The organism is Raoultella sp. (assembly GCF_039594335.1).
Lineage (GTDB): Bacteria > Pseudomonadota > Gammaproteobacteria > Enterobacterales > Enterobacteriaceae > Klebsiella.
In genome coordinates, this window is sequence record NZ_JBCNNS010000055.1 from 1 (window position 1) to 12,857 (window position 12,857).

Annotated in this window: 14 protein-coding genes; 12 read left to right on the plus strand and 2 right to left on the minus strand. The window is 53.8% G+C overall.

Annotated elements, in window-relative coordinates; all coding sequences use genetic code 11:
- Positions 1-417: 417 nt before the first annotated feature.
- The gene (locus ACZAHD_RS11730; protein WP_462456926.1) at positions 418-840 is read right to left on the minus strand and encodes an Ivy family c-type lysozyme inhibitor; all 423 of its coding nucleotides are present in this window, start codon (positions 838-840) and stop codon (positions 418-420) included.
- 364 nt (positions 841-1,204) lie between these two features.
- Between ACZAHD_RS11730 and add the strand changes: the two genes are divergently transcribed.
- Positions 1,205-2,206 (plus strand): adenosine deaminase, encoded by a 1,002-nt coding sequence (add, locus tag ACZAHD_RS11735; protein WP_462456927.1) that lies wholly within the window; start codon positions 1,205-1,207, stop codon positions 2,204-2,206.
- 36 nt (positions 2,207-2,242) lie between these two features.
- On the opposite strand, the gene ACZAHD_RS11740 is transcribed toward add, so the two are convergent.
- Positions 2,243-3,283 carry an oxidoreductase gene (locus ACZAHD_RS11740; protein WP_462456928.1) on the minus strand — a complete coding sequence of 347 codons (1,041 nt, stop codon included), beginning with the start codon at positions 3,281-3,283 and terminating at the stop codon, positions 2,243-2,245.
- A gap of 190 nt (positions 3,284-3,473) precedes the next feature.
- On the opposite strand from ACZAHD_RS11740, the gene blr reads away from it, so the two are divergent.
- The 11 genes from blr to nth all read left to right on the plus strand — a co-directional run bounded on the left by blr (position 3,474) and on the right by nth (position 12,394).
- Positions 3,474-3,623: a division septum protein Blr gene (gene blr, locus ACZAHD_RS11745; protein ID WP_462456929.1), complete on the plus strand. Its 150-nt coding sequence runs from the start codon at positions 3,474-3,476 to the stop codon at positions 3,621-3,623.
- A 132-nt stretch (positions 3,624-3,755) separates the two neighbouring features.
- Positions 3,756-5,126, plus strand: a complete 1,371-nt coding sequence (locus ACZAHD_RS11750) for a GH1 family beta-glucosidase (protein WP_462456930.1) — start codon at positions 3,756-3,758, stop codon at positions 5,124-5,126.
- A gap of 215 nt (positions 5,127-5,341) precedes the next feature.
- The gene (gene ydgT / locus ACZAHD_RS11755) at positions 5,342-5,557 is read left to right on the plus strand and encodes a transcription modulator YdgT (protein ID WP_100683685.1); all 216 of its coding nucleotides are present in this window, start codon (positions 5,342-5,344) and stop codon (positions 5,555-5,557) included.
- A gap of 67 nt (positions 5,558-5,624) precedes the next feature.
- The gene (locus ACZAHD_RS11760; protein WP_462456931.1) at positions 5,625-6,065 is read left to right on the plus strand and encodes a DUF2569 domain-containing protein; all 441 of its coding nucleotides are present in this window, start codon (positions 5,625-5,627) and stop codon (positions 6,063-6,065) included.
- 79 nt (positions 6,066-6,144) lie between these two features.
- Positions 6,145-6,726: an electron transport complex subunit RsxA gene (gene rsxA, locus ACZAHD_RS11765; protein ID WP_462456932.1), complete on the plus strand. Its 582-nt coding sequence runs from the start codon at positions 6,145-6,147 to the stop codon at positions 6,724-6,726.
- Between the two features lies 1 nt (position 6,727).
- The gene (gene rsxB / locus ACZAHD_RS11770; RefSeq protein ID WP_462456933.1) at positions 6,728-7,306 is read left to right on the plus strand and encodes an electron transport complex subunit RsxB; all 579 of its coding nucleotides are present in this window, start codon (positions 6,728-6,730) and stop codon (positions 7,304-7,306) included.
- The gene (gene rsxC / locus ACZAHD_RS11775) at positions 7,299-9,371 is read left to right on the plus strand and encodes an electron transport complex subunit RsxC (protein ID WP_462456934.1); all 2,073 of its coding nucleotides are present in this window, start codon (positions 7,299-7,301) and stop codon (positions 9,369-9,371) included. The genes rsxB and rsxC overlap by 8 nt, the downstream gene beginning before the upstream one ends.
- The gene (gene rsxD / locus ACZAHD_RS11780; protein ID WP_462456935.1) at positions 9,372-10,424 is read left to right on the plus strand and encodes an electron transport complex subunit RsxD; all 1,053 of its coding nucleotides are present in this window, start codon (positions 9,372-9,374) and stop codon (positions 10,422-10,424) included. It begins immediately after the preceding gene.
- Positions 10,425-10,433: 9 nt separating this feature from the next.
- Positions 10,434-11,054 carry an electron transport complex subunit RsxG gene (gene rsxG, locus ACZAHD_RS11785; protein ID WP_462456951.1) on the plus strand — a complete coding sequence of 207 codons (621 nt, stop codon included), beginning with the start codon at positions 10,434-10,436 and terminating at the stop codon, positions 11,052-11,054.
- Positions 11,055-11,057: 3 nt separating this feature from the next.
- Positions 11,058-11,762, plus strand: a complete 705-nt coding sequence (locus ACZAHD_RS11790) for an electron transport complex subunit E (RefSeq protein WP_462456936.1) — start codon at positions 11,058-11,060, stop codon at positions 11,760-11,762.
- Positions 11,759-12,394: an endonuclease III gene (gene nth / locus ACZAHD_RS11795; RefSeq protein WP_462456937.1), complete on the plus strand. Its 636-nt coding sequence runs from the start codon at positions 11,759-11,761 to the stop codon at positions 12,392-12,394. Before ACZAHD_RS11790 ends, nth begins: the two co-directional genes overlap by 4 nt.
- Positions 12,395-12,857: the final 463 nt, after the last annotated feature.

The window sequence follows — 12,857 nt, forward strand, 5'->3', positions numbered from 1 at the left end:
GACGGCATTGTAGGCTGTATGCCCGTCGCCAGCGCTAGCTTTGTTGGGTCATAGTCCGGCGTATCGCGAATGTTACCGATCCCCTTGTTTTCTCGCCAGGTCGCCAGAGTCTTGTCGTTCGTTGATTGATATACGCAGTCGAGGTGAATCACTTTCATTTTAAATGATTGTCAGGCAAGGGATGGTCGTTTGAGCATACCATTTCTGGGCATGATAAACCGGCTTTGATAAGGTTCACCCCATACGATCTGAGACCAAACAACTCCCCCCCTTGTCTGTTCTGCCAAATATAGCGTGATGATGCTGAGGACATAATCAGTATGTCGCAAGATGTGTGTCATTACGATGAATCTCCCTGGGAAGGGATTAGGGATGGCAACAAAAGCCGTCCGCAGACGGCTTAAAGCATATTAATACTCAGTTTGCTACATCCCCATTCAACCGCGCGAATAAAATATTTCTCATCACATCAGAACCTGTCGGGTCAAGGTTCAACCAGGTAAGTTTTTGTTGTTCAGATGCAGGATCATATTCAGAAAAAACACCGTGGATATCTCCTTTATCCAAAGAATAAAGGACGGCTATTGATTGCGCCGGGCAGTTGTGCGGTTTACAGCCGGATAAGGCAAGGTATTTGCGCCCATCGATGGTTATTTCATTTGCCGGAGTGCTCGTCCCCCCATCTTTTACCCAGGATGGAAGATTGCGTTTAGCAATAAGGCTCTTATACGCCCTTCCTGTGTCCTTGTTTTGTATAAAATCAAAAAGGTAAGGATTGCCTTCCGCGCTGACCGTAAAAGATAACAGGGACAAAGCAGCAATCATTAGTTTCTTTTTCATGTCGTTTCCCTCATTCCATTAAAGAGCGGAAAAATTTTATCTTTTCCTTGCTGCTTTGTCAGGCTTTGCGGGAATGCGCTGACAGCCCCGCCGTATTTTTGCATGCCGGGCCTTATCAGCCGGGGCTAAGCCGTCCTTCATTGCCTCGCAGAGGAGACATGAAACGCGAAAATGGTCTACGACATTTATTCTAAACGAATGGGTGTAAATGAGCGGAAGGAGCTCGCACTGCTGAGTGAAAAAATGACGCGAGCGCCCCATGATGCCCCCAGATGTTTGTATTGACTGGATTTTTCAATACCTTCAAATAGTTATATGCATGTTGTATAATGACGTGCACTTTAACGAAAAAATGAGTGCGACCATGATTGATTTAACTTTGCCATTAACCGACATTCACCGCCACCTGGACGGCAATATTCGTGCCCAAACCATTCTCGATCTTGGCCGCCAGTTCAATATCCCTCTTCCTGCCACTTCGCTCGACGCGCTGATCCCGCATGTACAGGTCACCCGTAATGAACCCGATCTGGTCAGCTTCCTCGCTAAGCTGGACTGGGGAGTAAAGGTTCTCGCCTCGCTGGAAGCCTGTCGTCGCGTTGCTTATGAAAACGTCGAGGATGCGGCGCGCAATGGCCTGCACTACGTTGAGCTGCGTTTTTCGCCGCGTTATATGGCCATGGCCCACCAGTTGCCGGTCGACGGCGTGGTTGAGGCAGTGATTGCCGGCGTGCGTGAAGGCAGCCGTGATTTTAACGTCGAAACTCGCCTGATCGGTATTTTGAGCCGGACGTTTGGCGAAGCGGCCTGCCAGCAGGAACTGGACGCGCTGCTTGCCCACCGCGACGGGATTACCGCGCTGGATCTGGCGGGCGATGAACTCGGCTTCCCGGGCCATCTGTTTATGGAACACTTTACGCTCGCTCGCGATGCCGGCTGGCATATTACCGTGCACGCTGGCGAAGCAGCAGGGGCGGAAAGCATCTGGCAGGCTATCCGGGAGTTGGGAGCAGAGCGTATCGGGCATGGCGTAAAAGCGGTCCAGGATCCGGCACTGATGGATTACCTTGTGCAGCAGCGGATCGGCATTGAGTCCTGCCTGACCTCCAATATCCAGACCAGCACCGTAGCCTCGCTGGCTGAGCATCCGCTCAAAACGTTCCTTGAACACGGTGTTCTGGCATCCATTAATACTGACGACCCGGCGGTACAAGGTATCGACATCATTCACGAATATACCGTTGCCGCACCGGCAGCCGGCCTGAGTCGCGAACAGATTCGCCAGGCGCAAATCAATGGTCTGGAGCTGGCGTTTCTCAGCAATCAGGAAAAAGCGGCGTTGATTAAGCGCGTTCAGCAGGCCTGACCCTCAGCCCGGTGGCCGCGCTGCCGGGCTGAGGCTTTAGATAAGACTCAAGGTAGCGCGATGTTTCGCCGATTCCAGACCGAGCTCAATCAACTCCATAATCTGAATCGCCTGGCTGGCTGGCAGTGGATTTTCGCCGCTTCCGTTCAGGGTATCGCGAATGGCGGCATAGTAAGCCGGGTAGTTACCCGGTAGAGTCAGCCAGTTTTCCGTCGCGCGCGCGTCCCCTTCAATCCGCGTCAGCACCCCGTCACGCATATCGTATCCCCAGTCTTCCTGCGGCAACCGCTCGCCATTCTTCAGCCGCTCCTCTTGCGGATCCAGTCCATATTTGACATAGCTTGCCCGGGAACCGTGGACGATATACCGCGCGGTTTCTGCCGCCGCCAGCAACGTACCGTGCAGCACCACCCGGCGCAGGGGGTAAGCCAGCACGGCGTGAAAATAGTCGGTAGCCTGGGCGCCAGGGCGCAACTGCGCCAAATCAACGGTAATACTCACCGGCAGGCCAAACAAATTGACGGCCTGATCAAGAAGATGCGGCCCCAGATCGTACCAGATTCCGCTTCCCGGACCGCTCTGTTCGCGCCAGCGGTGACGAACCTCTGGACGATAGCGATCGAAGTGCGATTCAAAGTAGCACACCTCGCCCAGCAACCCTTCGTTAATCAGTGATTTAAGCGTCAGAAAGTCACTATCCCAGCGGCGGTTATGAAAAACGGAAAGCAGTCTGCCACAGCGCCGGGCAACGGCCTCCAGTCCCCTGGCCTGTGACAGTGTCACGGTAAAAGGTTTATCGACCACAACATGTTTGCCCGCTTCCAGCGCCGCTTTCGCCAGCGGGAAATGGGTATCGTTTGGCGTCGCAATGATGATCAAATCAATATCAGGGTTGCTCAGTAAGCCCGCGGGATCGGCGACCACGCTCACCATGGGCCAGTCGGCCTGCACTTTTCTTTCATCGCGACTGGACACCGCGACCAGCGTCATTCCTGGCGTACCGCTGATTAACGGCGCATGGAATGTTTTACTCGCATATCCGTAGCCAATAATCCCCACCCGGATAGTGTCACTCATCTTGCTGCCCTCTCATTCGCGGATTTGTGCCTTCTGATAACTATAAGCCTCAATGGATTTATTAGCTTTTCTAATGCTTCGCAAGCAGGTCACCTTTACAACAGTCGTCACAATACTATTCCGGTAGTCTTTGCTTTACTCTCGATATTTAGTAACATTTGCCCCTGTTTTAACCTTCAATTTCAGGATTATGGCAAACATTTTTAACAGAATTGTAGAACTTATCGGTTGGGTAGTCTTCGGCGTTTCTGCCCTGCTTTTGGTTATCGCTCACCACATTGATAACTACCAATCTCCGCCTCCAGCTAATGCTGTACAAACGACCAGCCTGTCCCATTAGCCGTTAGCTGTCAGCCTCTACTGACGCTAAAAAGTGACCCACTTCGCAAGTGTGCAACCGGTTTCAGAAACCGGTTGCACGTTTGTCAACACATTCACTACACTCTCTTTATCATTCGATAAGGAGTTTTTTATGGCCGCTTTTCCACAACATTTTCTTTGGGGCGCCGCCACCGCAGCCTATCAGGTTGAAGGTGGTCACGATGCCGACGGGAAAGGCCCGTCAATCTGGGATATTTACGCCCACCAGCCCGGCACAACATTCGAAAACACCAATGGTGACGTCGCTGTCGATCACTATCATCGCTTTCGCGAAGATGTAGCCCTGATGGCTGAAATGGGTCTGCAAAGCTACCGGTTCTCTATCTCCTGGCCCCGACTGTTACCCCAGGGACGCGGCGACATTAATGAAGCGGGCGTCCAGTTTTATAGCGATTTGATCGATGCGCTGCTGGCCCACAATATCGAGCCGATGATTACGCTCTATCACTGGGATCTGCCGCAGGCGTTACAGGATGAAGGAGGCTGGGAAGCGCGAAGCACCGCCGAGGCGTTCGCCGACTATGCCCGCCTGTGTTACGAACGTTACGGTTCCAGGGTAAAGTTGTGGGCAACCTTCAATGAAACCATTGTGTTCATCGGACACGGCTACATTAATGGCTGCCATCCGCCGGCCGTGCGCGATCCGGCACGAGCCATCCAGGCCTGCCACCACGTCTTTATTGCTCATGCGATGGCGGTTAAACAGTTTCGCGAAAGTGGTATCAAAGGCGAGATCGGTTTCGTCAACGTATTGCAGCCGCATACACCACTCACCGACAGCCCCGAAGATCGCCAGGCCACCGACATGGCGGACGCCATTCACACGCACTGGCTATATGATCCAGTGTTAAAAGGCCATTATCCGGAGTCGCTTTTCCAGCAGGCCCAGGCGCTGTGGGGTGTCCCGCAGTTTGCTCCCGGCGATGATGCGCTGCTACGTGACAGCCGCTGCGATTTTATTGGCCTTAACTATTATCGCCGTGAAACCGTCTCCGCCAGTCCTCAGGAGGGACTTAGCGGTGGCGAACCGGGCGTCGAAGGTCTGTTCTATTTCGTGCGTAACCCGCAGAGCACTTATACCGAATGGGGCTGGGAGATTTGGCCACAGGGGTTAACCGACGGCATAATGATGATCAAAGAACGCTACGGCGATATTCCCATTTACATCACCGAAAATGGTTTAGGTGCCAAAGATCCGATTATTGATGGCGAAATCGTCGATGATCCGCGCATCGACTATCTTAGCAGCCATATTAATGCACTGGAAAAAGCCCTCGAATCCGGCGCCGATGTTCGCGGTTATTATCCCTGGTCCTTTATTGATCTTCTGAGCTGGCTGAACGGCTACCAGAAACAATATGGTTTTGTGTATGTCGATCATCAGCAAGCGCTCGCCCGCAAACGTAAAAAGAGCTTTTTTTGGTATCAAAACGTGATTGCCAGCCGGGGCAAACAGCGTTAATCTTCTCTTCCAGGCGCCGCCCGGCGCCTGATTCAGCTCTGGAATATTCTTAAATTTCTTTTGACTACCCCAGGAACGAAATCAGTTCTTGTCTTTAGTATTTACAATCTAAATAATTTCATCAGGCCCGTTAAGAAGGCACTGTTTGTTGAAAGCTGGTTTACTAACAGTTGGTAATATTCGACTTTTATTCCGATTATAAAATGGAAACGCAAATGACCGTCCAGGACTACTTATTAAAATTTCGTAAAATCAGTTCCCTTGAAAGTCTTGAAAAACTTTTTGACCATCTTAACTATTCTCTCACCGACACAGCGGAAATCGTCAACATGTATCGTGCCGCGGATCACCGTCGGGCAGAACTGGTTTCTGGTGGCAAATTGTTCGATATCGGGCAGGTTCCAAAGTCCGTCTGGCGTTACGTGCAATAAAAACTGTTCTCAACCATGCCAGTTGCTTATACTCCCGCTCTTCATTTGATGGAATCCGGGAGAAATCATGTCTTCTCACTCTGCAGAACGTATCGGCGGGTGGCTGCTGGCACCGCTGGCATGGCTACTGGTTGCACTGCTTAGCACGTCGTTGTCGCTGTTGATATTCGCGAATGCGCTAATGGCCTCCCGGACCTACGCCCTGCTGGCCGAGATGAGCACAGGGCACCTGCTGCTTTGGGTAGGATCGCTGCTGTTTGCCCTCGCCATGTGGTACTATACCCTGTGGCTAACCATTGCTTTTTTCAAACGGCGGAGCATCGTACCGAAGCACTATATTATCTGGCTGCTCATCTCTCTACTGTTAGCGATAAAGGCTTTTGCTTTTTCACCGATTTCAGATGTGATTGCCCTACGCCAGTTGCTGTTCCCGCTGCTCGCTGCGGCGCTGTTAGTCCCCTATTTCAAACGTTCCGCACGGGTTAAGCGAACCTTCGTGAATTCGTAATAACCCCACAGTTAACCTGTTGTCGCCGGTATCGATTTATTCGATAATAGGCGGCTTTTTCTGTTTTCAGGTCGAGTTGATGGCTGATTATTTACTGCTCTTTATTGGTACTGTCCTTGTGAACAACTTCGTGCTGGTGAAGTTTCTTGGACTGTGCCCGTTTATGGGGGTTTCCAAAAAACTGGAAACCGCAATGGGGATGGGGCTGGCCACCACGTTTGTGATGACCCTCGCCTCGATTTGCGCCTGGCTGATTGATACCTGGATTCTTATCCCGCTAAACCTGATCTATCTGCGTACGCTGGCTTTTATTCTGGTTATCGCGGTGGTGGTACAATTTACCGAGATGGTAGTGCGTAAAACCAGCCCTGCCCTGTATCGACTGCTGGGTATTTTCTTACCGTTGATCACCACCAACTGTGCGGTGCTCGGCGTCGCGTTGTTGAATATAAACCTCGGGCATAACTTCTTACAGTCCGCGATCTACGGCTTTGCCGCCGCGGTCGGTTTCTCGCTGGTGATGGTTCTGTTCGCCGCTATTCGCGAACGTCTGGTGGTTGCAGATGTGCCTGCGCCGTTTCGCGGTAATGCCATTGCCCTGGTGACTGCGGGTTTAATGTCTCTGGCATTTATGGGCTTTAGTGGTTTGGTGAAGTTGTAATATGAGTGCAGTCTGGATAGCCGTGATCGCCATTAGCCTGTTAGGGCTCATTTTTGGCGTGATTCTGGGGTACGCCTCTCGTCGGTTTGAAGTGGAAGATGATCCCGTCGTTGAAAAAATCGATGAGCTTCTTCCGCAGAGTCAGTGTGGACAGTGCGGCTACCCCGGCTGTCGTCCCTACGCCGAGGCCGTCGGCGCTCAGGGTGAGAAAATCAACCGCTGCGCCCCTGGCGGCGAAGCGGTGATGCTAAAAATTGCCGCCTTGCTGAACGTCGACCCGCAGCCAATCGATGGTGATGAGCAAGAACTCGAACCTGCGCGCATGCTTGCAATCATTGACGAAAATAACTGTATCGGGTGCACAAAGTGTATCCAGGCCTGCCCGGTTGATGCAATTGTCGGTGCCACTCGCGCAATGCACACCGTGATGAGCGACCTTTGTACCGGCTGTAACCTTTGCGTCGCGCCCTGCCCGACGCAATGTATAGAAATGGTTCCTGTCGCGACGACCACTGAAAACTGGAAGTGGGACCTGCACGCTATTCCGGTACGCAATATTCCTGTGGAACAACATGTTTAAGCTATTTTCCGCTTTCAGAAAAGATAAAGTCTGGGACTTCAACGGCGGTATTCACCCGCCTGAAATGAAAAACCAGTCTAACGGTACGCCGCTGCGCCAGGTTTCCCTACCGCAGCAGTTTGTGATCCCGCTAAAACAGCACATCGGCGCTGAGGGTGAGCTCTGCGTACAGCCTGGCGATCGCGTACTGCGCGGTCAGCCGCTGACCCGCGGCTGGGGACGAATGTTGCCGGTTCATGCCCCGACTTCCGGTACCGTCAGCGCCATCGCGCCGCACTCAACCGCTCACCCCTCCGCCCTCGCCGAGATGAGCGTCATTATCGATGCCGACGGCGAAGACCGATGGATTGAGCGTGACGGCTGGAGTGATTATGCAAACAAATCCCGTGAAGCGCTCATCGAGCGTATTCACCAGTTCGGCGTGGCCGGGTTGGGCGGTGCGGGATTCCCGACCGGCAGCAAATTACGCGGCGGCGGCGACAAAATTGAAACCCTGATTATTAACGCCGCTGAATGCGAACCCTATATTACCGCCGACGATCGCCTGATGCAGGATTGCGCTGCGCAAATTATCACCGGTATCCGCATCCTGGCCCACATTTTACAGCCGCGTCAGGTGCTGATCGGTATTGAGGATAATAAACCGCAGGCTATCTCAATGATGCGGGCCGTCCTTGCCGATGCACACGGTATCGAACTTCGGGTGATCCCCACCAAGTACCCGTCTGGTGGCGCGAAGCAGTTAACGCAGATCCTCACCGGTAAGCAGGTTCCTCACGGCGGGCGTTCGTCGGACATTGGCGTCCTGATGCAAAACGTCGGGACCGCCTATGCGGTTAAACGCGCGGTGATCGACGGAGAACCGCTGACCGAGCGCGTTGTGACGCTCACCGGCGAAGCGGTTACTCGTCCGGGCAATGTGTGGGCGCGACTGGGAACACCGGTTCGCCATCTGCTGGAAGATGCCGGCTTCTGCCCGAGTGCCGAACAGATGGTCATTATGGGCGGCCCGCTGATGGGATTCACCCTGCCGTGGCTTGACGTGCCGGTGGTCAAAATCACCAACTGCCTGCTGGCGCCATCGGTAAGCGAAATAGGCGAAGCCGAGGAAGAAAAAGGCTGTATTCGCTGCAGCGCCTGTGCGGATGCTTGTCCGGCCGATCTGCTGCCGCAGCAGCTGTACTGGTTCAGCAAAGGCCAGCAGCACGATAAAGCCACCGCGCATAATCTGGCCGACTGCATCGAATGTGGCGCCTGCGCCTGGGTCTGCCCGAGTAATATTCCGCTGGTGCAATATTTCCGTCAGGAAAAGGCTGAGATTACGGCCATCCGTCAGGAAGAAAAGCGCGCGGCGGAAGCCAAAGCCCGCTTTGAAGCCCGTCAGGCTCGCCTGGAGCGGGACAAAGCCGCTCGTCTGGAACGCCACAAACAGTCCGCGGTTCAACCTGCCGCAACAGATCACGCCGCAATTAACGCCGCGCTGGCCCGGGTTCGTGAAAAACAACGCGATGCTGCCCAGCCGATCGTTGTGCAAGCCGGTGCGAAACCGGATAACAGTGAGGCCATCGCCGCGCGCGAAGCCCGTAAGGCCGAGGCCCGCGCCCGCAAGCTGGCGCAGCAGGATCAGCAAACGGGACAGCCCGCCAGCGAGGCAGCCGACCCGCGTAAAGCGGCGGTTGAAGCGGCTATCGCCCGCGCCAGGGCCCGCAAGGCCGAACAGCAGGCTGATGCGCCCGCGGATCCCCAACCTGTCGCCGAAGCCGTCGACCCGCGTAAAGCGGCGGTTGAAGCGGCCATCGCCCGCGCCAGGGCCCGCAAGGCCGAACAGCAGGCTGCCGCGCCCGCTGATCCCCAACCTGTCGCCGAAGACGTCGACCCGCGTAAAGCGGCGGTTGAAGCGGCTATCGTCCGCGCCAGGGCCCGCAAAGCCGGACAGCAAGCTGACGTGTCCGCTGACCCCCAGCCCACCACCGAAGCCGCCGACCTGCGCAAAGCCGCAGTCGCCGATGCAATTGCCCGCGTTCAGGCCAGGAAAGCATCCCGGCAGACAGTTAACGAGGAATAAATGGTTTTCAGAATCGCAAGCTCTCCTTATACCCACAACCAGCGTCAGACCTCACGGATTATGCTACTGGTTCTGCTCGCTGCCGTCCCCGGAATCGCGGTTCAGACCTGGTTCTTTGGCTGGGGTACCGTGATGCAGATCGTCCTTGCCTCCCTCACGGCATGGGCGACGGAAGCCGCCGTCCTTAAGTTGCGTAAACAGAATATTGCTACCACTCTTGCCGATAACTCGGCGCTGCTGACCGGTTTACTACTGGCGATCAGTATTCCGCCGCTGGCGCCCTGGTGGATGGTCGTTTTGGGTACCGCGTTTGCCGTTATCATTGCCAAGCAGCTGTATGGGGGGCTAGGCCACAACCCGTTTAACCCGGCGATGATTGGTTATGTCGTGCTGCTGATCTCATTCCCGGTGCAGATGACCTCCTGGGTGCCGCCACATGAGATTGCCGCCACCGTTCCGGGCTTCACCGATGCCCTGCAGGTTATTTTTAGCGGCCGCACCGCCAGTGGTAGCGATATGAACGCTCTGCGTATGGGGATCGATGGCATCAGCCAGGCCACACCGCTGGATACGTTCAAAACCTCGCTGCATGCCGGTCATGGGGTGAAGGAAATTCTGCAATACCCGATCTATGGCGGCATGTTGGCCGGTCTTGGCTGGCAGTGGGTCAATATCGCCTATCTGGTCGGTGGTCTGTTTTTACTCTGGCAGAAGACTATTCGCTGGCATATTCCACTGAGCTTCCTGCTTAGTCTGACTCTTTGCGCCACCCTGGGCTGGTTGTTTTCCCCCCAGAGCTTCGCCGCCCCGCAGATTCATCTGCTTTCCGGCGCGACCATGCTCGGCGCATTCTTTATTTTAACGGATCCGGTCACCGCCTCCACCACCAACCGCGGCCGCCTGATTTTCGGTGCCCTCGCAGGTTTGCTGGTATGGCTCATCCGCAGCTTCGGCGGTTATCCTGACGGTGTGGCTTTTGCCGTACTGCTGGCGAACATTACCGTTCCGTTGATCGATTACTACACGCGCCCGCGCGTCTATGGCCACCGCTGAGGACCGATGATGTTAAAAAGCATGCGCAAACACGGCATCACGTTGGCGCTCTTTGCCGCCGGCTCAACCGGGTTAACGGCAGCCATCAATGAGCTGACGAAATCGACGATTGCTGAGCAGGCGGCGACGCAGCAAAAAGCGTTGTTCAATCAGGTATTGCCTGCGGACCGTTATAATAACAATTTGCTACAGAGCTGCTATCTGGTCACGGCGCCACCGCTCGGTAAAGGGCAACATAAGATCTGGATTGCCAAAGATAACGACGTTCCGGTCGGAGCGGTGATGGAAGCGACGGCGCCCGATGGTTACTCCGGTGCGATTCAGTTGTTGGTTGCCGCCGACTTCAAAGGCACTGTACTTGGCACCCGCGTGACGGAGCATCATGAGACGCCCGGCCTTGGGGATAAAATTGAACTCCGCCTGTCGGACTGGATAACCCATTTTGCGGGCAACGTTATTCATGGCCCCGGCGACAGCCACTTTGCTGTGAAAAAAGACGGCGGTGATTTCGATCAGTTCACCGGTGCCACTATTACCCCACGCGCGGTGGTCAACGCCGTTAAGCGTGCCGGTCTGTATGCGCAAACGCTGCCCGTACAGATCCCCGAACTCACGTCCTGCGGAGAGTAAGCCATGAGCGAAGTCAAAGACGTTATTGTTCAGGGGTTGTGGAAAAACAACTCCGCACTGGTGCAACTGTTAGGTATGTGCCCCCTGCTCGCCGTGACCTCAACCGCCACTAATGCGTTAGGGCTTGGACTGGCGACGACCCTGGTACTGACGCTGACCAACCTGACCATTTCCAGCCTGCGCCGCTGGACACCGGCTGAAATTCGCATACCAATTTATGTCATGATCATCGCTTCGGTCGTCAGCGTCGTGCAGATGCTGATTAACGCCTACGCATTTGGTCTGTATCAGTCTCTGGGGATTTTTATTCCGCTGATTGTGACCAACTGCATCGTGGTTGGTCGTGCAGAGGCGTTCGCAGCCAAAAAGGGGCCGGCACTGTCGGCGCTGGACGGTTTCACTATTGGCATGGGGGCGACCTGCGCGATGTTTGTCCTCGGCTCGCTGCGAGAAATCCTCGGTAACGGGACGCTGTTTGATGGTGCCGATAGTCTGCTGGGCAACTGGGCGAAAGCGCTGCGGATCGAGGTGTTCCATACCGATACGCCGTTCTTGCTGGCAATGCTGCCGCCGGGCGCCTTTATCGGTTTAGGGATGATGCTGGCGGTCAAATACCTGATTGATGAACGAACCAAACAGCGTAAAGCAAAAGCCGCTGAAGTGAGCCAGGCGGCGCCAGCTGACGCTCACAGGGAAAGTCTCGGATGAATAAGAGCAAACGCCTGGAAATACTGACCCGGCTGCGGGATAACGACCCGCATCCCACAACGGAACTGAATTTCAGCTCACCGTTCGAATTACTGATAGCCGTACTCCTCTCGGCGCAGGCGACCGACGTCAGCGTGAATAAAGCCACTGCAAAGCTGTATCCCGTGGCGAATACGCCGGCAGCCATGCTGGCCCTGGGCGTTGATGGCGTTAAATCGTATATCAAGACCATCGGGTTGTTTAACAGCAAAGCTGAAAATGTCATTAAAACCTGCCGGATCCTGCTTGAGCAGCATAATGGCGAGGTTCCGGAGGACAGAACGGCGCTGGAAGCACTTCCCGGCGTGGGACGTAAGACCGCCAACGTGGTACTGAATACCGCTTTCGGCTGGCCGACCATTGCTGTGGATACGCATATTTTTCGCGTTTGCAATCGGACACAATTTGCCCCCGGGAAGAACGTTGAACAAGTGGAGGAAAAGCTGTTAAAGGTAGTTCCTGCCGAATTTAAAGTCGACTGTCACCACTGGCTAATTCTTCACGGCCGCTATACCTGTATTGCGCGCAAACCTCGCTGCGGTTCGTGCCTGATTGAAGACCTGTGCGAATTTAAAGACAAAGTCTACGAATAACCGACAAAACCATTACCCAGCTTGTGGTAATGGTTCCGTTCCTTCCGCTACCCCCTGCTTTTAACGCCGTTATGCCCGCACTTTTCAGAACAATTAACCATCTATATAACGTTGATTCAGACTAATCATTTTTTTCGTTGAAAAATTTTATATACATTTGTGATCCAGATCATCCTTGCAACTTAATGTAAAATTTTTGTTGTCACAATGATAATAAAAACCAGCCCCTTCAACATCAAAGCACCATTTACCAGAATAATACACCATTATTTTTTGTTATTTTGGCTAATATCACTATATAAATCGCCAGATAGCAGAATATGTTACCACATGGCGACATCAATCTTGTCTCGACAGATAAAAATATCATCAGTATGTAAAAGGTGAAATTTAACTCTGCATAACATTTAAATGACTGGCGTATTATAACGCCAAAAATATATGTAACGGAGTATTACAAAAC